The organism is Stakelama flava (assembly GCF_019351405.1).
Lineage (GTDB): Bacteria > Pseudomonadota > Alphaproteobacteria > Sphingomonadales > Sphingomonadaceae > Sphingomonas > Sphingomonas flava_A.
Genome location: NZ_JAHWZX010000002.1, coordinates 215545 through 234465 on the forward strand (window position 1 = coordinate 215545; position 18921 = coordinate 234465).

The following is an 18921-nucleotide window of genomic DNA, read 5'->3' on the forward strand; positions in this document are numbered from 1 at the left end:
CGTGTTTCCAGCAGCATCGCGGGCGTAGCTCAATGGCAGAGCAGAAGCTTCCCAAGCTTACGACGAGGGTTCGATTCCCTTCGCCCGCTCCACCTTTGCAGTAAGTGACACTGGCGGCTCGCGCCCGGTGGCGAGTGCGATGATGCCGGCGAGCCTGCCTTCTATCTCCATCAACACGCCCCGGCCGTTGGGGTTGGGCGTTATCACGATACGATCGATGAGCGACCGCAGCGCGGACGCGGCATCCTGGTTGGCGTCAGGATCTGCAAGTGCCGACTGAAGCCTGACGATCTGCCGTCGGTAGTCGGCGGCGATGGCGGGATGCAAGGCGACGACCGGCAACGCATCCTGCTCCTGCAGTTCGGCTAAGGCGATATCGCGATCGGTGCGCGCCTTGACGAGAGCTTCTTGGATTTCGGCGAATCCGCGCGCGCCTGATCCCAGAGCGGCCACGAACCTGTCAATTCGGGCGTTGGCATTCACCACCCGCCGCTCCGCTCTCCTGCGCTGCCGCAGGGCATACTCCGTGCGCTTGGCGTATTCTGCCTGATACTCGGCGACAAAGATTTCTACCAATTCGGGGGCGAGCATGCGCTCGCGCAGCCCGGCCAGCACCCGCGCTTCATAGTTTTCCGTCGAGATGGTGCGGTTGTTGGTGCAACCGCTCCCTTCGTTGCGGTTGCCGCAGCCCCAGAACTTGGCCGTACGAACGTTCCATGAACCGCCGCATACGCCGCAGACCCCTACGCCAGAAAGCATGTGCCGCTCTCGCCTGTGCTGCACTGGTGCACCGCCCTCACGACGCGCGAGGCCCTCCTGCACCTTGTCCCACAGCGCCTGATCGATGATCCGCAGATGCGGTACGTCCTGAATTTTCCACTGATCGGGCGGGTTTGGGCGGATGCGCACCGTGCGCGTCATCGGCTCGGTGATCTTGGATGTGCGGCCATGCACGATACGACCGATGTAGAGCTGATTCTGGAGCATGCCGTTTCCCCGGGTGCGATCGGGTCGCAGCGTCGTCGCGCGCCAACGCGTCCCTCGGGGGCCGGGGATGCCCTCGGCATTCAGTCGTTCGGCTATTCGCTTTGGACTGAGCCCGTCGGCATATTCCGCGAACACGCGCCGGACCACTGCTGCCTGTTCCGGGTCGATCTCGCGCAGACCGCGGACAGCGCGGCCATTGGCGTCGATCCGATTGGCCATACAGTAGCCATAGGCGATTCCGACGGGCGAACGCCCCTGCGCTACAGTGCCCTGCTGGCCCCGCCTGACCTTGGCACCGAGTTGCTTTCTGAAGTCCGCGTCCATCAATCCCTTGATGGTCCCGGTCAGATGGTTAACCTCGCCGTCCGACAAGGTGAACAGCCTGACACCGGCATAGCCAAGTCGCTCGCGGATCGCGAAGCTGTCACCTTCGTGACGCGCAATCCTGTCGGTGCTTTCGGCAAAAACCTGCTCGATGCCGCCTGCCTCGACGCGGGCCAGCATCGCGGCAAGGCCGGGCCGCTGGCTTTCGCTAATCCCCGCCGCCCCAGAAATGGCGTAATCGGTATAGACCTCGACGATCGGCCAGCGTTCACGCTCGCAGCGTTCGCGGCAGATCCTGATCTGGTCTTCGAGCGAACGGCTGTTCTGCAGAAGGCTGGAGAAGCGGGCATAGATCAGCGTCTTCATATCAAGGCTTTCGGGTGCGGAGATGGGCAGTGTCCCGCGCAGCACTTGCCCTTGCAAGAGCCTTGACCAGTTCCACGAGTCCCGGATCGAGTCGCTTCCGCCCGTCCTGTTCCGGATCGGGCGGAAGCGGTGTGGGTGCGGTCATGATGCTCGCTCCCGCAGGTATAGATCACACGGGCGCGCCGAGGCCGAAGTACCGCCGGATGTGGGTAATGAAGCCCTCCGCCGCGGCTTCGCGCTCGTTGTGGTTCATGCCGCCCACGACGGTCGCCGACGGCAGGGTGAGACGTTCGGCTCCGTCCGCGAGCTGCTCGGCACTGCCGACCTGCTGGTCGTCGTGGCCGAAAATGGCTTCGGCCGCGTCGTCGGCCTCCAAGGTGATCATATTATCGGAGCCATCGGCTTTGGTCACCCGCTGGTGCGGGATGTCCAGCAGATCGAACAGATCACCGGGACCACAGCGCTCGCCATCTTCAACGCAGGCCGCGGCACGCGCGAGCAGATCGACGAAGTCGGCCTGCGTCATCGCCTTCACGGCCTTGTTGAGCGCGACGGCCAGCGAGATCGGTGCCTTGTGCGGCTCTTCCAGCACTTGGAACAGCACGGGATAGGCTTCCTGCAGACGAGCCGCGATCAGCATCTGGCTGACCTTGTCCTTGGTGAGAGCGCCATAGCGCTCGGCGAGCGCAGTCTGGCTGATGCGGTTCGCGCGCTGGAGCGCGAGCAAGCCATGCGCCATCTCCATCTTCGTCGCGACCGCGGTGCCGAGCGCGCCGTCGCACATGGCGGCGACCGCTTCGCCCTCGTCGCCGCTGAAGAGGACAACGCGGACCATGACATCATCGTCGCCGGGGTGCTGTGCCTTGATCGCTCCGAGCATGAAGCGGCCGTCGACGACGAGATACTTGCCGTGCTTTTCCAGCACGACGATCGGACGGAGAGAGCGCGGATCGGACGCGCTCAGCGCCAGCGCGGAGGCATGCGAGGCCCTGACCGGCGAGAAGCGGCGGAGGTGATATTCCCACTCGCCGATTTCGCGGATCGGCACCAGGAATTCGCCCGGCACCGTGGCGGCGGGCCTGAATTCTTCGGTGCAATTGTGATCCTCGGCATCCTCGACGTGATCGGCGTGATTATTGCCCGTTTCAAAGTCGGCGAGGTTCTCGGCAACCTTGTCGTTGGCATCGCTGTCGGTATGGACTTGGAGGCCATCTTCGATCGGCTCTGCGTCGTTCAAAACGCCGGTCTCGCTCTCAGGCATTTCGGGCACATGTGCATTCGGCTCATCGTCGAACGGCAGAGGGTTGGACTTCGTGCTCATCATCTGTCTCCCACGATCCGGCCGCCCTGTGCGGCCGCGATCGCGAGAGAGGTCAGTAAGCAGATTTATCCCCAAACAGTCCCTGACCAGCTCGACGCCGCCAGTGTCGCGTCGGCGGTTCCAGTCTTTATCGACGCGGTTCCGCACGCCAGGCGCATCGACATCTGCCCAAATCCGCTCGAAGTGATTGGGATCATCGGTAATCGGACTAGCTTGATGTAATTTTCATTCAGCCTGTTAAACTCGTAACCACCCGATGATTAAGAGGGGTCCACAGAATGCGTGTACCGTTGAGCGTAATTGCCGTGATCGCGATCTCCTCCCCGTCCCAGATCGTCGCAATGCCTGTTCAGGAAGCGGACGCATCGTTGTCGACGGGAGACTGGAAGGGAGATCTGACGCCGGTGCCGGGAAGCTCGCTTCCGCTCATCCTTCACGTAATAGGAAGACCAGGAGACTGGATCGCGACGCTCGACAGCCCAGCTCAGGGAGCTACCGGCCTCCGGATTACAAGCGTCGTTCAAAAGGCGACATCTTATCGCTTCATCCTTGAGTCTCCGCTAGCGGAGTTTAACGCCACACTTTCGCCCGACGGAAGAACGCTTGTTGGCTACTGGACGCAAAACGGCACGACAATCCCGCTAACGTTGACCAAGACGACGGCGCACTAGGTGACGATCCGAAGACCGCAGAAACCCACTCCGCCGTTTCCCTACGACACAGAAGAGATGCTGTTCGACGGTGGACAGGACGGCATCCGTCTAGCGGGAACGCTGACGATACCGGCCGGTGAGGGACCGTTTCTCGCCGCACTGCTCATCACCGGCTCGGGACGGCACGACAGAGACCAGACGGTATTCGGCCACAAACCCTTCCTCGTCTGGTCTGACTTCCTCGCCCGTCGCGGTATCGCGACGCTTCGTGTCGACGATCGCGGTATCGGGGGGTCCGCTGGTTGCGCGTCCGATGCCACAACTGCGGACTTCGCGAAGGATGCGAAAGCGGGCTTCGCACATCTCAGGGCGCACAAGAAAATCGATTCTAATCGCGTGGGCCTGCTGGGTCAGAGCGAAGGAGCGCTGATCGCATCGATGGTCGCGGCTCATGAGCCGAACGTCTCCTTTGTTATCATGCTGGGCGGCATTGGCATTCCCGGCGCCCAGCTGCTGTTGGAACAGAAGCGCCTGATCGAGCTGAGCGAGGGAGTTCCTTCGGAACTCGTCCACGCATCCAACGAACGCATGGAGCATCTTTTCGAGATCGTGATGCAAGCCAAGGGCGCGGCGTCTGCCTCCGTCGCGCTCAAGGTGGAGTGGATGCGCTTGGCAAAAGAGGATGGCGAGGAGCTCCATGATATCCCACCCGAGGTGGCAGCGATCGCTTCACCCTGGATGCGCTGGTTTCTCGCTCACGATCCGCGCCCCAACCTCTCGCTGATAAGGTGCCCAGTCCTTGCGATCACCGGGGGCAACGACCTGCAGACGCCAGCGTCGTCGAACCTTTCGGAGATTAAGCAGGCTTTGCGAGGGCACGCTGACGCGACAATCCGCGAGGTCGGAGGCCTGAACCACCTTCTGCAGACATCAGAGTCCGGCAGGATAGGCGAGTATCAGGAGATCGAGGAGACAATCTCGCCGATCGCGCTGAAGATCGTTGGAGACTGGCTGGCCGCCATGGACGGCCCTCGACACTGACCGATCATTCACCGCAGCATCTGTCCGGCCTCGAACAGGGACATGCCATACCTTGCAACGAGGTTGGCGACGGAACGATCGTTACCGAACGGGACGTTGAACTTGAACAGCCCAGCATCCTGCGAGCCATCCCACAACACCGCCTTCAGACGCGGCCCGACCTTTCGAACACGCGTGCCCTTGAGCCTGGCCATCGCGAAATACCACAGATCGTCGCCATGCGGGCATATCCGCTGGCTCAGCTCGACATCCGCCGCCTCGGCCGACAGGGCGCCAGGCGGATAAAGCACGCCGCCGACGCCGATCGCAACGAGGTCTTCGGACGATCTTCTGCTGTAGGCATCCTGCACATCCCGGCTCCATTCGGAATACTTCGCGACCGAGCCATCATCGGCCAAGTGGAACCGGAACGCTACGTGGCAGAGCACGTCGGGTGTGCCGATCCGTGCCTCGTGGACCAACGACTCGAGCCACTTGCGGTGATAGAAGACGTCGTCGTCCGCAGTCACGATGTAGGAGTCAGGATGACGTTGGAGCGCAAATGACAGCTTCTTGTAGGATTTGACGTCAGCGCAGGCGACGAACTCGACCTCACTTTCGAATGCCCAGCACTCCTGCGGCAGTGCGTCCAGATCGTCATCGGCGATCCATACAACGATCCTATCGGGCTTCACGGACTGGTCGATAAGACTCTTGAGAGTAAGGTGGAGATAGGGAAAACGCGGCGGATACGAGGTCAGCGACACGATCAGCTCCCGATTCAAAGGATTTGCCGTTTGCACGCGTACCACTCTGTCTTCCACTACCACTCTCCCTGTTTCTTCCAGTCGCTCGCCCGCATGTCGGCGACGAAAGCGCTGAAATTCTGCGGCCTTTGCTTGACGCCCGTCGACGGGTGCCGATCACGACGTCGACACCTCCGACAGCTTGCCATCGCGAAGCATCAGGACGCGGCCAGCCATGTCGATCGTCTCCTGGCGATGCGCGATTATGATCCGGGTGATGCCCATCTTCGCAACGGCCTCGTTGATCCGGCGCTCGTGCTCCAAGTCGAGCTGCGCGGTTCCCTCGTCCATGATCAGCAAACGGGGTCTGCGATAAAGCGCTCTCGCAAGGAGCAGACGTTGCTTCTGTCCACCGGACATTGTCGAGCCCATGTCGCCGACCAGCGTCTCGTATTTCATCGGCATCCGGACGATCTCGTCGTGGATCGAGGCCAGTTCCGCAGCCTCCGCGATCATGTCGAGATCCATTTCGTCATCATAGAGGGCAATGTTCTCCGCCAAGCTCCCGGCGAACAGGCTGTCCTCCTGCAGGACCGCCGCGACTTGACGATGAAAGCTCTTGCGACCGAAGGTCGTCAACGGTTGCCCATCTACCAGGACCTCGCCTCTGCTCGGTTCGATGAGGCCGAGCATCAACTTCACGAGGGTCGACTTGCCGCCCCCCGATGGTCCTGTGATCGCGACATGTTCTCCTGCGCCGATAGATACCGACAGATCGTCCAATATAATCGGATCCGTCGGACCATAGCGGTAGAAAACCCCCTTGAGGTCCAGGCGGCCGCTCAACTCGCTTTCGATGTCCTGATCCGGTCCGAAGCTCGCGTCCTCCTCTGCCAGCGCGATGTCAGATAGGCGATCGAGATGGAGTCCAAGCATGCGCAGCGCGATCGCTTGGTCTACGAACGAGGAAGCTTTGGTGATGAATTGCTGCTTGTAGGCCATGTAGGCGAACACCATGCCGACGCTGAACCCGTTTCCGGATATGACGAGCCTAATCGCGAGCCATACCGACAGCACCGCCTCGAGCCCGAATACCAGTGCGTTCCCGCTGTTCTGCCAGACTCCGATGCGCGACACCCTCAGCTGAGCGTTGATCGCCTCGACAAGCCTGGTCTGCCAGAATGAGTGGCGAGCGGCCTCGTGGCCGAACAGTCGGAGCGCCGTGATGCCGCGCACCGTCTCGATCATCGTCGTCTGCTCTTTGCCGTGCGCGACGATGTAGGATTCGTTGGCCTCCCGTTCGAGCGAAAAGGTCACGAGCCGCAGGACGAGATAGAGCGCGAAAGCGACTGCCGCTACCAGTGCCAGTGTGGGACTATACCATATCATCAGGACGAAAGTGAACGCAGCCATCGAGCCGTCGATGATGCCAGCAACGGCACCCTGCGTGAGCAGGGTCTGGATCGGCTGAACCGACTGGAATCGCGAAAGAACGTCACCGACGTGCCGTTTCTCGAACCAGTCGATAGGAAGGCGGAACAGTCTCCGCGCAATACTCGCGGAGATTCCGAATCCGAGCGACGATCCCGCGACCAGCAGAACGAACGATCTGAGGAAGCCTGCCGCGACGTTGACCAGGGTGAAGAGGGCGAAGCCGACAGCAAGAACGCTGAGCAGATCGAGATCGAGCGACGGCAGCGCGTCGTCGATCGCGATCTGCATGTAGTAGGGCGACGCGAGAACGAACGCCTGCAGAACCAAGCTGAGCGTCAGTGTTTGCATCAGCGCCCGCTTCAAGCCGGACGCACTCTTGCGCAGTTCTCCGAGAGTTATCCGCTCCTTGCTCGTCGACGGCACAAACGAACCCGACGGACGCAATTCGAGCGCCACCCCGGTGAAATGCCTTGAGACCTCGGACATCGGCAGCCATCCGGAGCGCCCGTCAGGATTGTGGATCAGCGCACGTCCGTGCCTCACCCGCTCGACAACCACGTAGTGGTTCAGATCCCAGTGCAGGATCGCGGGCAAATGGAGGCCGCCGATTTGCTCCAGCGGGGCCTTGACGGCCCTTGCCGTCAGACCGATGCGGTCCGCCATCAACATGAGAGAGCGAAGCGGCGCGCCGCGAAGAGATAGAGCGAACCGTCGCCGCATCGATCCGAGATCGACGGAAAGCCCATGATAGCAGGCGATCATCGTGAGCGCCGCCAGTCCGCACTCCGCGATCTCAGTCTGCCGCACGAGCTTGATCCGCGTCCGCGTCAGGAAGCCGATGTCGAGGGATCGGTCGATCTGAGTCAACGGCGGCTCACCGCGAAAAGAGGATCGAACAACCATTGCAGCAGCGACTGACGGTCGGTGACGATCCTCGCCGTCAGGGTCATGCCGGGGATCAGTCTCTCGCGGCGACCGTAGGCTAGGGAATAGGTCGTGGAAAGCTCCACCACGACAGGATAGACCGACACGGCAGTTCCAGACGGTCCAGGCTGGGAGATCGGACTCGCCGCGACGGTGAGGACCGTCCCCGCCACAGTCCCGAACCTTTGGTAGGGAAACGAGTCCATCGCCAATCGGACCTGCTGGCCCCGCTTGACGAAGCCGATCGCCGAGCTCGGCACCGCCAGCTCGGCCCTAAGCGGCGAGTCGCCCGGCACGACGGTCATTAACGACGCCTGGGTCGTCGCCGGCTGCCCGATCCGAGCCATCAAGGCCGCAATCTGACCAGACAGGGGCGAACGGATGGCATAGGACCTGTTACCTTCAGCGGATGCAGCCTGCTGCTTAAGCTGAGCGCGGGACGCTTCCAGCGCAGCAACCTGGGCATCGGCCTGGAAGCGCGATTGATCCGACATCTTGGCGGCCTCCGCGAGCTGGGACCGTTTAGAGGCCAGCGCCTGCGTAAGCTGCGACATGGCCTGCCTGCGCGATACGACTGTATCCTGGAGAGCCTCCAGGTCGCGCTGACTGATGAAACCGCGCTCGGCAATCCGTCGCGCCCTATCGTAGGCACGGACAGAATTTTCGATGAGCGTCTGCTGAAACGCGATTTGCGACTCGAGTTGCCCGATCTCCGCAGCGAATCCGGCCCTCTGAGCTTCGAACTGCCTTTGAGCCGACAATGCCGATGCCTGAGCGGCGCTGAGCTGCAGCTGAAGGCTGGAATCCTGTAGCGAGATCGCGTCTTCGATCCGCGCACCGACCGACTCTCCAACGGCGACATCCTCCTCGCTGCGGACTATCGCCACCACTTGGCCGGCCTTGACCGTCTGTCCCTCGACCACTCCGATTGAAACGATCACCCCGGCTCTCGTGGGAATGATCGGTGCAACGCCCGCAGCCGGTACGATCGAGCCTCCAACGGTCTCGATCCGCGCATATGTCGCCAGCGAGGCGAACAGCACCGCCGTCGCGACGGCGGCGAACAGCAGGTAGCCGATGACCTGCCAGGACGCCGGAATCAGGACGCTGACCTCACCAAACACGCGTTCGGATCTCGAGACGGCGACCTCGCTTCGAAAGAGCTTCGACGAACTCATTCAGCGAAGACCCATGACTATGAACATGCGAAACTCACGCTCATCCAGCACACATCCGACCATTGATCGATCTTCCACCTCCGTCTCCTGAGTGTCGTCCAGGAAACAAAGTAGAAAGACAAGGATCGAGTAAACAACTACCCGACGAACTAATCAGACCAAAACGGATTCTTCTCCGAAAATGAGGACTTTCAGGGCACTTGACGGGACTAAACCACCATGATATCGTCAAAAGATTGATTTGGCATGAGCGGAGTCTGGCCATCCCCGCCTTCCGAACACTCGTCTTTTGACTAAATAAAGCGCGCTTTATTTCTATTGGGGGAGTATGCTGTGCAAAGTTCTGCCATTCGAAACTACGAGAGTTCGCTCGAAGCCAACTGGAACGAGTCGCGTAAAGAACTTGAGGATGACTTCAGCCTCGGATCCCTAATGGAGCTCGGCGTTCGCCAGGAGCGCGGCATTGCGCAGGACGACTGGCAGAGCTATCTGTCGGGTCTCACGCTGTCGAAGAGCTCGATCAAGTTCGTGAAGTCGGCAAACGACAACACGATCGTGGAACTGTCGGAAGCTGAGATCGACTATGTCGTAGGCGGCGTCGCCGCAGTTCCTGTGCTCGGCGCTGTCGTCGTCGTTGCGGCTGCGGTCGCGCTGGCCGTCGCCGTCTTCGTCGCCGCTGGCGGCTTCGTGTCGATCTACGCGGCGGCCGCGACGCACGTCTGGGTCTCCAGCTGACTGCCGTTCCCGAAGCCCGACCGGACGCAGTTCGGTTGGGGCACCGGGGCGTCTCCCAAAGTGACGATAATGCGGTTGGCCAATCTGGGAAGGTGGGGAGTCTGGTATGCTCACGTCGGCAAAGGAAGCGCCGCAGTCGCTCGCGGCCAAATCGATAGCGGACCGCTTCCGCGACGTGTTTGACCTGGACTACGACACCACGAGGACGTTGGCGCACGCGAAGCGCTTTCTCGAGCGGTGGACCGTCGATGAGGACCTCCGTGGCGCGATCATCCAGGAGACGATGACGCTGGAAGAAGCGCAGAGGTTGTGCGGCTGCGAGGTCGACGTGACTAGTCTGCAACCCATCTTCCATCCCGACTACTTCGTTTATCGGCGATCGGCGAATCTGTTGGACTGGCCGCTCGCATTCCTCTGGGACCGTCACCTCATCGGAGCGATCGAGGTGCGCGACGCCATCGCGCCAGCTGCAGGAAGCAATGGCCTCACGCCAGCGTTCGATCTCTGGAGAGCCCGCAACATCAACCGTGCAGCGCTGCAGCTCGACGTGTCCGCCATCGGCATTACCCACCCTCCCGTCGCATTCGAGCTTTCCTCGGGCTGCTCGGTCGGCTGCTGGTTCTGCGGCATCTCAGCGAAGCAGTTTAAAGGCCACGCCACGCTTGCGGATGGGGGTGCCGTCGAATGGCGCAAGACGCTAGAAGCCGTCCAGAGCGTGGTCGGCGATGGCATGCAGTGCGGATTCTGCTACTGGGCGACCGACCCCCTCGACAACCCGGAATATGCCGAGTTCTTAGAGATATTCGAGCAGGTCGCGGGTGTAGTGCCGCAGACGACCACCGCCATTCCCATGCGGAACGTCGAGCTCACTCGCCGGGTGCTGGAGATTTGGCGCGAGCGAAAGACCACGCCAAACAGGTTCTCGGTCATGACAAAGCGCAAGCTGCTAGAGATCCACGAGGAGTTCACGCCCGAGGAGCTTTACGGCGTCGAGCTAGTCCTCCAGACCGGCAAGGAACTTGCCGTCACGAAGTTCGCCGCCGGCAGGAACTTTGAGAAGAAGCGGAGCAAGGAAGAATCGCACGACGGGACGATAGCCTGCGTGACGGGTTTCCTCGTCAACATCGTAGAGAAGACGGTCAAGTTGATCAGTCCGACGATGCCCTCCGATGCGTGTCCGGATGGATATATCATCTTCGACTCGCGCACTTACGTCGATGCCGACCAGCTGAAATTCATTCTTCACACGATGGTCGCAGAGAATATGAAGCCCGCGCTATCCGGCCGACAGCCGGTGAGGCTTGCCGACGGCGGAAAATTCGATCGCGAGAGAAGCGCCCGTGGAGTCGTGTTCCGCAAGATCGAAGTCGCGAACGACTTCATCGGCAATGTCGGCCCGCTCCTTGCCAGCGGCGAGGAAACACCGATCAGCATCGCCGAGCACTGCATGGCTCAGGGCATTCCACTTATCACGGCCGTGGCCGAACTCGAGAAGATTTGGCAGGAAGGCGTGATCGTGCAGGATGTGCGACATCAGATCGAAAGATGCCGTGTCAGCTGATGCATTGCTTGACCGGAGCGATCCGGACAAAATGAGGAAATCGGAGCGAGAAGCATGATCATCACCGGCATCATAATCATCGCCATGGTCCTGGTTGCGTTCGCGGCGAACTCGATGCTCAGCAATCACGCGCGAATTCCCATGCAATGGTCGCTGACGGGCAAGGTCAACTGGACCGCACCAAGGCCGTTCGCACTCGCCTTCTTCCCGGTTCTAGCGATCCTTCTCGCGATCGCGCTTTCGGTGATCTCCGTCTACTCGGCGCCGCGTCCCGGACAGGAGCAGGAGGCGGTCTATGCGATACCGCTCGTCACGGGCTTGCTTCTTGTCATCCAGTGCATTCATCTGATCATCGCGCGGCGCAGCCTTCGCCAAGTCTGATCCAAAGATCCGGTAAGAAAACTCGGGCAATGGTCAAAGGTGGCTGGTGCTCGGGAGTCCTTGATTTAGAAGCATCGGTCTTTCGGATGCCTTGATCATTCCTATGAATGATGTGGGTGCCATCGTCGACTTGAAAGCAGAATGGCTTCCGCTCCGGCCGAAGCTGGGCAGTCTCAGATTCTACAGACTGGCGCCTTGCGGGCCAAGTTTGGCCGGGATGAGCCAAGCTCCGATCCGGCGGAGCCCGTCCGTGAGCGGCACACGCCATCGCGGCCGCTGCCGCCGACAGGCGTGCCCGACGTAAGATAATAGGGCACTGGCATGAATTCACTGGGCGACCTTGCAGTTAAATCTCGGCGACAAGCCATTTGCGGCAATGGCGTGTTCCCTTCGCCCGCTCCAGCATATCGCCGCTTGTGAACCAAAGCCTTCCGCCGGTCGTTCGCCTTAGCGCAAGACAGTCAGCGGAGGCATTTTTGAAATATCTGAAGTCGGTGCTCGCCTATCTGGTCCGGGCACAGCTGTTCGTCGCCGCACTGCTTTTCACCGCCCTGTTCGCTTTTCTGGCGCTTCGCGTCGACCATTGGTGGCTGCTTGGCCTGATCTTCACCGTACCCTTGCTGTGCCTTGGCCTGTACGACAGCGTGCAGGACCGGCTTACGCTGACCCGCAACTATCCGGTCGCCGCGCATATCCGCTGGCTGTTTTTCGACCTTCGCCCCTATCTGCGCCAATATATCGTCGAGGGGGATCTGGAGGGAAAACCTTACAGCATCGAAGCGCGCAATCTGGTCTATGCCCGTGCGCGCGGGACCAGCGAAGCGCATCCGTTCGGCACTGAACTCGATGTCGGCGAAGCGGGCTATAACTGGATCAATCATTCGATCAAACCCGCCGAAAACCCGGATAAAACACCACGCACGCTGATCGGCACCGATCAGTGCACGCACCCCTATTCCGCCTCGCTGCTTAATGTTTCGGCGATGAGCTTTGGCGCGCTGTCGCCCAATGCGATCCGCGCGCTCAATCTGGGCGCGAAGACGGGCAACTATTTTCACGACACCGGCGAAGGAGGCCTGAGCCGCTATCACCGTGAACATGGCGGCGACATCGTCTGGGAAATCGGATCGGGCTATTTCGGTTGCCGCAAAGAGGACGGATCGTTCGATCCCGACCTCTTTACCGAAGAGGCAAGCCGCGATGTCGTCAAAATGACCGAGATCAAGCTGTCACAAGGCGCGAAGCCGGGGCATGGCGGCATGCTTCCCGCCGCGAAGGTGACCGAGGAGATCGCCCGCACGCGCAAAGTACCCGCGCATCAGGACTGCCTCTCTCCACGCGGTCATTCGGCCTTTTCCACGCCGTGCGAAATGCTCGAATTCGCGGCATTGATGCGCGACATGTCGGGCGGCAAGCCGGTCGGCATCAAATTGTGCGTGGGACAGATTCACGAAGTCTTCGCGATCATGAAGGCAATTCGCAAGACCGGCATCCTGCCCGACTTCATCGTGGTCGATGGCGCGGAGGGCGGCACCGGTGCTGCGCCGCTGGAACTGTCCAACCATGTCGGCATGCCGCTGCGCGAAGGTTTGATCCTGATGCGCAACGCGCTGGTCGGAACGGGCCTGAAAAAACATATCCGGCTTGGTGCGAGCGGAAAGGTGTTTTCGGGCGCGGGCATGGCGGAAAATCTCGCCATCGGCGCCGACTGGTGCAACGCAGCGCGCGCATTTCTGTTCTCGATCGGCTGTATTCAGGCGCAGCGCTGCCATACCGGCACCTGCCCCACCGGCATCACAACGCAGGACCCGATCCGACAGCGCGGGCTGGTCGTCGATACCCAATCGAAGCACGCCGCACGCTTCCACAAAAAGACGCTGGAAGCGCTCGCCGATATTGTCGCGGCGGCGGGCCTAGAACACCCTCGTGACCTGCGCTCGCATCACCTCTCCATGCGCGGCGATGCGATCAAGGCGGGAAGCATCGACGCACTCGACGCCTTTATCGCGGAGAATGAACTGATCGACGCTCCGGACGAGACCATTTATGCGCGCCACTGGCACGCCGCCGACCCGGATAGCTTTTCGGCACGCAGCGAAATCCCGCACGCACAGGCGAAACAGAAATCGGCGTGAAGCGAGCAACGCGCTTTGCGGCCCATCGAAAATACTGCATGAAGCGTATGGATGCGCTGACACCCAACGCGCCATGCGGCATTTTTCCGGCAAAGACAGTGCGACAAGCGGGAAACAGCCGAATATGGCTATGGCAAGGCCGCGATCCCATTACCTTCCTGTCGCGGGTAGCGAAGAAGATTTCGGGCGACGAATAGAGCGACTTAAATCCCGCCTTCCACCACCTCGCGGCCCGTATCGGTCAGCGCGCGAGTGAGGGCGGCGACGCACGCATCGACCAGCGCCGGATCGGTGGCGCGGATGACGAAGTTCGCGCCCACCCTTCCTTCGCGAAAAAAGGGATAGCTGCCGATCGCAACGCCCGGATGCGCCTTCTCGGCGTCGCGCAGCACGTCGGCGACCTCGCTCTCCGCGGTCCAGCAGCCGATCTGGTGCGACACCAGCGGCCTGCCGCCTTCCAGCGTACCGGTCAGCGCATCGAGCATCCCGGCGGCAATGTGCGGCACACCCGCCAGAATGAAGATGTTCGCGACTTTGATACCCGGCGCGCCCGACATCCGGTTGACGATCAGGTCCGCGCCCTGCGGCACCCGCGCCATGCGCAGCCGTGCATCGGTCAGGCCGCCGCGCGTCGCATAATGCGCTTCCAGCGCCGCGCGTGCCTGCGGGTGCACCACCACCTCCACGTTCAGCGCCGCGGCGATCGCATCGACGGTGATATCGTCATGCGTCGGGCCGATACCGCCGGTGGTGAACAGATAATCATTGCGTGAACGCAGGATATTCACCGCCTCGACAATGGCATCGGTGCGATCGGGCACAACGCGCACCTCGGCCAGCCTTATCCCCTGCGCGTTCAGCCAGGTGGCGAGCTGCGCTATATTCCTGTCCTGCGTTCGGCCCGAAAGGATTTCGTCGCCGATAACGGCCAGGGCTGCGGTCCAAATGCGTTCGCTCATGGGCGTGGGTCATAGCCCAGCGTCCGCCACTCGCAAAGCGGCGAGCGTCGCGCTATATGCCCTGCCATGACCGAATATATCGATGTGACCGAGGAACAGCCGATCGCCCGCGACGGCACGATCAAGCTGCACGGACCGCAGGGGTTCGAAGGGATGCGCAAGGCCGGGCGCGTCGCCGCCGAAGTGCTCGATTCGCTGGCCGAAAAGGTGGTGCCCGGCGTGACCACGGGCGAACTGGACGATTTCATCCGTGAACAGTTTCTGGCGAAGGGGGGAACCCCGGCAACACTTGGCTATCGCGGCTACACGCACAGTTCGTGCATCTCGATCAACCATGTCGTGTGCCACGGCATACCGGGCGACCGGGTGCTGAAGGACGGCGATATCGTCAATATCGACCCTACCCCCATCGTCGATGGCTGGCATGGCGACACCAGCCGCATGTATCTGGTCGGCGATGTCCCGATAAAGGCGCGGCGACTGGTCGAAGTGACCTATGAATGCCTGATGCTTGGCATCGAACAGGCGAAACCCGGCAATCATATGGGCGATGTCGCGCATGCGATTCAGCGTCACGCCGAAAAGCATCGCTATGGCGTGGTGCGCGATTTCTGCGGTCACGGCGTGGGTCAGCTTTTCCACGACGCGCCCGAAGTGGTCCATGTCGGCCGTCCCGGCACGGGGCCGGAACTTCGCCCAGGCATGTTCTTCACCATCGAACCGATGATCAATATCGGAAAGCCCGATGTGAAGGTGCTCGACGACGGCTGGACGGCGGTGACGCGCGATCGCTCGCTTTCGGCACAATTCGAACATTCGGTCGGCATTACCGAGGATGGGTGCGAGATTTTCACGCTCAGCCCCAAGGGGCTGCATTGCCCGCCCTATGCCGTTTGAACCGGCGCGCTTCTAACCATATCGGCAAGCGCGGCGAAGGCACCCCCTCGCGCCGCGCTTTCGACATCCTGCTCCAGCGTCCGGTACAGATCGCGCACCCGCGCGCCCATCGCGGTCAGCCGGGCGCCGCTTCGCCTGCCGCCGCCCGCGACCGCCTCCACCAGCGGCTCGGGCCAGCACCGGTTCATCTCGTCGACCAGCAGCCAGCTTCGGCGATAGCTCATCCCCATCGCCTTCGCCGCGGCGGAAATCGACCCTTCGCCTTCGATTGCGTCGAGCAGGTCGGCCTTGCCCGGTCCCATCGCGATCGCGTCGCCGCAGAATATCTGCACTTTCAGTTTCAATGCACCGATGCGCATGGCACTCCGTCCCGCCGCCTCACCCCGTTATGCCGTACGCTGGCGAGCGGTGCAAAATGCCCTCCGCCTGCCGCTTGATCGGGCACGGGACATAGTCTTGCCTATCTGTTAAGCAAATTGGCGTCGCGTTTTCGATATCGGACTGCGCAAAAGCTGGTTTTTGCGACTGGCATGATTTGTGAAGGGGCGCGGGTGCTGTATACACTCGGTATTCTTTTCGGGGGAGTTGCGTGAAAAAGATCGAAGCCATCATCAAGCCGTTCAAGCTGGATGAGGTGAAGGAGGCTCTTCACGAAGTCGGCGTTTCCGGCATCACCGTGACCGAAACCAAAGGCTTCGGTCGGCAGAAGGGGCATACCGAACTGTATCGCGGCGCGGAATATGTCGTTGATTTCCTGCCTAAGGTGAAGCTGGAAGTGGTCGTCGACGATTCGCTTGCCGAGCGCGCGGTCGAAGCAATCGCCGGCGCGGCGCAGACCGGGCGCATCGGCGACGGCAAGATTTTCGTGGTGCCGGTCGAATCGGCGCTTCGCATCCGCACCGGCGAACGCGACCACGACGCCATTTGACGCGACGCAGCATTACGTGAAAAATCGGCAGCGAAGCGCAATTTGATTGCACGATTCGCGCCGCCACCTGTTTCAATATGAAAGGGCACATCATGGCCAAAGACGCCGCCAACATCCTGAAAATGATCAAGGAAAACGAAGTCGAGTGGGTGGATCTGCGCTTCACCGATCCCAAGGGAAAGTGGCAGCACCTGACCATGGTTGCCTCTGCCCTTGGTGAGGATGAGCTTTCCGACGGCCTGATGTTCGACGGTTCGTCGATCGAAGGGTGGAAGGCGATCAACGAATCGGACATGATCCTGAAGCCCGATCTGACCGCGCCGTATATGGACCCGTTCTCGGCGACGCCGATGCTGATCCTGTTCTGCGACGTTGTCGAACCGTCGACCGGTGAACTGTACGCTCGCGATCCGCGCTCAACCGCAAAGCGCGCCGAGGCGTATCTGAAGAATACCGGCATCGGCGACACCATCTATGTCGGCCCGGAAGCCGAATTCTTCATGTTCGACGATGTCCGGTTCGAAACGGGCTATGCCACCAGCTATTACGCGATCGACGACATCGAACTGCCGACCAATTCGGGCAAGGAGTATGAAGTCGGTAACATGGGCCACCGCCCCCGCGCCAAGGGCGGCTATTTCCCCGTCGCGCCGGTCGACAGCGCCGTCGACATTCGCGGCGAAATGGTATCGACCATGATGGAAATGGGCCTGCCCTGCGACAAGCACCACCATGAAGTCGCGGCCGCGCAGCACGAACTGGGGCTGACCTTCGGCACGCTGACCCAGACCGCCGACCGGATGCAGATCTACAAATATGTGGTTCAGCAGGTTGCCGCCGCATACGGAAAGTCGGCGACGTTCATGCCCAAGCCGATCAAGGACGATAACGGGTCGGGCATGCATACGCATATGTCGATCTGGAACGGCAAGGAGCCGCTGTTCGCGGGCAATGGCTATGCTGGCCTGTCGGAAACCTGCCTTCATTATATCGGCGGCGTCATCAAGCATTCGCGCGCGCTCAACGCCTTCACCAACCCGACGACCAACAGCTACAAGCGGCTGGTGCCGGGTTTCGAAGCGCCGGTGCTGCTCGCCTATTCCAGCCGCAACCGTTCGGCGGCCTGCCGCATTCCCTATGGCACGGGTGCGAAGGCGAAGCGCGTCGAATTCCGCTTCCCCGACGCGATGGCCAATCCCTATCTCGCCTACGCCGCACTGATGATGGCGGGCCTGGACGGTATCCAGAACAAGATTCATCCGGGCGAGGCGATGGACAAGAACCTCTACGACCTGCCCCCGGCCGAACTGGTCAACGTGCCGACCGTGTGCGGCTCACTCCGCGAAGCGCTGATCGCGCTGCAGGAGGATTACGAGTTCCTGCTGAAGGGCGACGTGTTCACCAAGGATCAGGTCGATGCCTATGCCGAACTCAAATGGGCTGAAGTGCTTCGCTTCGAAACCACGCCCAGCCCGGTCGAATACGACATGTATTATTCGTCCTGAGGGTAACGTTTCCTTCACAAGGTGGTTTTAATCCGCCTTGTCGGACAGCAGGCGCCCGGGGGGAAACTCCCGGGCGTTTTCTTTTACGCGGCTATGCGGGGCGAACCGCGGCATACAGCATAGCCGCCGACACGCTTGTAGGACCTGTGCGCGGATGGGCGTCAGCGCCAACCATCCGAAGGCGCGGATCGCCATAGGCGCGCACCACTGCCGCAGTACCGTCGGCGAACAGTAATCTGGTTCGCAAATTCCACTCCGGACATTTGGTCACACAAAGCATATATATCGTACAATTAAAAGCCGTCGTGGATTTTTGTATTTCGAAACAAGACGCGTTCGCCCGGCGCTCTTGCGGCAATTCGCCTTGCCATCGGTGCACTCTGTCCCATCCTGTTGCACTGCACCAACAGCCAGTTGACCTAGGGCGGCGCTGGGGGCAAGTCGGGCGCGCTAACGTCCGGGCAGAGGCCATAAGATGCGCATTACGATGATCGAAAAGCCGGAACCGGGCGCCGCGCCGTCCAACCTTATGATTCCGGGCCGCTATATCCTTCAGCCCGAAGTGATGACCATCCTGAACGATCAGGACAAGGGCGCGGGCGGTGAAATCCAGTTGACCGACGCGATGGCCAAGATGATCGACAAACAGCCGTTCCATGGCTTCACCTTTGACGGCGAACGCTTCGATTGCGGCGACAAAACAGGCTTCATCATGGCGAATTTCAGCCTCGGCCTCGACGATGACGCGATCGGCGAAGGGTTGCGTGCTTTTGCACACGTGCTTTTGCATAGAAGCGGCTCGCGCAAGATAGCAAATCCGCCTGAGGCAGCGGGCGTAGCCGAGCCCCGGCACCCGTAATTTAGACA

At 61.1% G+C, this 18921-nt stretch carries 15 protein-coding genes, 1 tRNA gene and 1 pseudogene; 10 read left to right on the top strand and 7 right to left on the bottom strand.

Annotated elements, in window-relative coordinates:
* Positions 1-18: 18 nt before the first annotated feature.
* A tRNA-Gly gene (locus tag KY084_RS03175) sits at positions 19-92 on the top strand.
* Here KY084_RS03175 and KY084_RS03180 read toward each other — a convergent pair.
* Positions 58-1677 (bottom strand): recombinase family protein, encoded by a 1620-nt coding sequence (locus KY084_RS03180; protein ID WP_219236975.1) that lies wholly within the window; start codon positions 1675-1677, stop codon positions 58-60. The two genes, KY084_RS03175 and KY084_RS03180, sit on opposite strands and share 35 nt — an antisense overlap.
* A gap of 169 nt (positions 1678-1846) precedes the next feature.
* Complete coding sequence (locus tag KY084_RS03185; protein ID WP_219236976.1) at positions 1847-3001, bottom strand: hypothetical protein; 1155 nt, start codon at positions 2999-3001, stop codon at positions 1847-1849.
* Positions 3002-3669: 668 nt separating this feature from the next.
* Here KY084_RS03185 and KY084_RS03190 point away from each other — a divergent pair.
* Positions 3670-4692, top strand: coding sequence for an alpha/beta hydrolase family protein (locus KY084_RS03190; protein WP_219236977.1), 1023 nt, complete (start codon positions 3670-3672; stop codon positions 4690-4692).
* An 8-nt stretch (positions 4693-4700) separates the two neighbouring features.
* Here KY084_RS03190 and KY084_RS03195 read toward each other — a convergent pair whose 3' ends face one another.
* The 3 genes from KY084_RS03195 to KY084_RS03205 form a co-directional block, all read right to left on the bottom strand.
* Positions 4701-5495, bottom strand: coding sequence for a glycosyltransferase family A protein (locus KY084_RS03195; RefSeq protein WP_219236978.1), 795 nt, complete (start codon positions 5493-5495; stop codon positions 4701-4703).
* Between the two features lie 99 nt (positions 5496-5594).
* Entirely contained in the window at positions 5595-7718 is a 2124-nt protein-coding gene (locus KY084_RS03200; protein WP_246586827.1) for a peptidase domain-containing ABC transporter, read from the bottom strand.
* Complete coding sequence (locus KY084_RS03205) at positions 7715-8953, bottom strand: HlyD family secretion protein (protein WP_219236980.1); 1239 nt, start codon at positions 8951-8953, stop codon at positions 7715-7717. Before KY084_RS03205 ends, KY084_RS03200 begins: the two co-directional genes overlap by 4 nt.
* A 333-nt stretch (positions 8954-9286) precedes the next feature.
* On the opposite strand from KY084_RS03205, the gene KY084_RS03210 reads away from it, so the two are divergent.
* The 4 genes from KY084_RS03210 (at position 9287) to KY084_RS03225 (ending at position 13765) form a co-directional block, all read left to right on the top strand.
* A complete protein-coding gene (locus KY084_RS03210; RefSeq protein ID WP_219236981.1) occupies positions 9287-9688 on the top strand; it encodes a hypothetical protein in 402 nt (133 codons plus the stop codon).
* Positions 9689-9794: 106 nt separating this feature from the next.
* Positions 9795-11249, top strand: coding sequence for a radical SAM family RiPP maturation amino acid epimerase (locus KY084_RS03215; RefSeq protein WP_219236982.1), 1455 nt, complete (start codon positions 9795-9797; stop codon positions 11247-11249).
* Between the two features lie 54 nt (positions 11250-11303).
* Positions 11304-11630 carry a hypothetical protein gene (locus KY084_RS03220; RefSeq protein WP_219236983.1) on the top strand — a complete coding sequence of 109 codons (327 nt, stop codon included), beginning with the start codon at positions 11304-11306 and terminating at the stop codon, positions 11628-11630.
* Between the two features lie 476 nt (positions 11631-12106).
* Positions 12107-13765: an FMN-binding glutamate synthase family protein gene (locus KY084_RS03225; RefSeq protein ID WP_219236984.1), complete on the top strand. Its 1659-nt coding sequence runs from the start codon at positions 12107-12109 to the stop codon at positions 13763-13765.
* A 203-nt stretch (positions 13766-13968) separates the two neighbouring features.
* On the opposite strand, the gene KY084_RS03230 is transcribed toward KY084_RS03225, so the two are convergent.
* A complete protein-coding gene (locus KY084_RS03230; RefSeq protein WP_219236985.1) occupies positions 13969-14724 on the bottom strand; it encodes a competence/damage-inducible protein A in 756 nt (251 codons plus the stop codon).
* Between the two features lie 66 nt (positions 14725-14790).
* On the opposite strand from KY084_RS03230, the gene map reads away from it, so the two are divergent.
* Positions 14791-15621 (top strand): type I methionyl aminopeptidase, encoded by an 831-nt coding sequence (gene map, locus KY084_RS03235; protein WP_219236986.1) that lies wholly within the window; start codon positions 14791-14793, stop codon positions 15619-15621.
* On the opposite strand, the gene KY084_RS03240 is transcribed toward map, so the two are convergent.
* On the bottom strand, positions 15609-15980 hold the full coding sequence (locus tag KY084_RS03240) for a winged helix-turn-helix domain-containing protein (RefSeq protein ID WP_219236987.1): 372 nt from the start codon (positions 15978-15980) through the stop codon (positions 15609-15611). The two genes, map and KY084_RS03240, sit on opposite strands and share 13 nt — an antisense overlap.
* Before the next feature lie 230 nt (positions 15981-16210).
* Between KY084_RS03240 and KY084_RS03245 the strand changes: the two genes are divergently transcribed.
* From KY084_RS03245 to KY084_RS03255, 3 genes and pseudogenes are all read left to right on the top strand, one after another.
* On the top strand, positions 16211-16549 hold the full coding sequence (locus tag KY084_RS03245) for a P-II family nitrogen regulator (protein ID WP_219236988.1): 339 nt from the start codon (positions 16211-16213) through the stop codon (positions 16547-16549).
* Between the two features lie 92 nt (positions 16550-16641).
* Positions 16642-18054, top strand: coding sequence for a type I glutamate--ammonia ligase (gene glnA / locus KY084_RS03250; protein ID WP_219236989.1), 1413 nt, complete (start codon positions 16642-16644; stop codon positions 18052-18054).
* 487 nt (positions 18055-18541) lie between these two features.
* Positions 18542-18913, top strand: a pseudogene (locus tag KY084_RS03255) (hypothetical protein); the annotation flags it as partial.
* Between the last annotated feature and the right edge of the window lie 8 nt (positions 18914-18921).

Bases quoted from the DNA above. Each gene is read 5' to 3' on its own strand.
- KY084_RS03220 (WP_219236983.1), top strand. From the start codon at position 11,304: ATGATCATCACCGGCATCATAATCATCGCCATGGTCCTGGTTGCGTTC.
- KY084_RS03240 (WP_219236987.1), bottom strand. From the start codon at position 15,980: ATGCGCATCGGTGCATTGAAACTGAAAGTGCAGATATTCTGCGGCGAC.
- KY084_RS03205 (WP_219236980.1), bottom strand. From the start codon at position 8,953: ATGAGTTCGTCGAAGCTCTTTCGAAGCGAGGTCGCCGTCTCGAGATCC.
- KY084_RS03215 (WP_219236982.1), top strand. From the start codon at position 9,795: ATGCTCACGTCGGCAAAGGAAGCGCCGCAGTCGCTCGCGGCCAAATCG.
- KY084_RS03230 (WP_219236985.1), bottom strand. From the start codon at position 14,724: ATGAGCGAACGCATTTGGACCGCAGCCCTGGCCGTTATCGGCGACGAA.
- KY084_RS03185 (WP_219236976.1), bottom strand. From the start codon at position 3,001: ATGATGAGCACGAAGTCCAACCCTCTGCCGTTCGACGATGAGCCGAAT.
- map (WP_219236986.1), top strand. From the start codon at position 14,791: ATGACCGAATATATCGATGTGACCGAGGAACAGCCGATCGCCCGCGAC.
- KY084_RS03180 (WP_219236975.1), bottom strand. From the start codon at position 1,677: ATGAAGACGCTGATCTATGCCCGCTTCTCCAGCCTTCTGCAGAACAGC.
- glnA (WP_219236989.1), top strand. From the start codon at position 16,642: ATGGCCAAAGACGCCGCCAACATCCTGAAAATGATCAAGGAAAACGAA.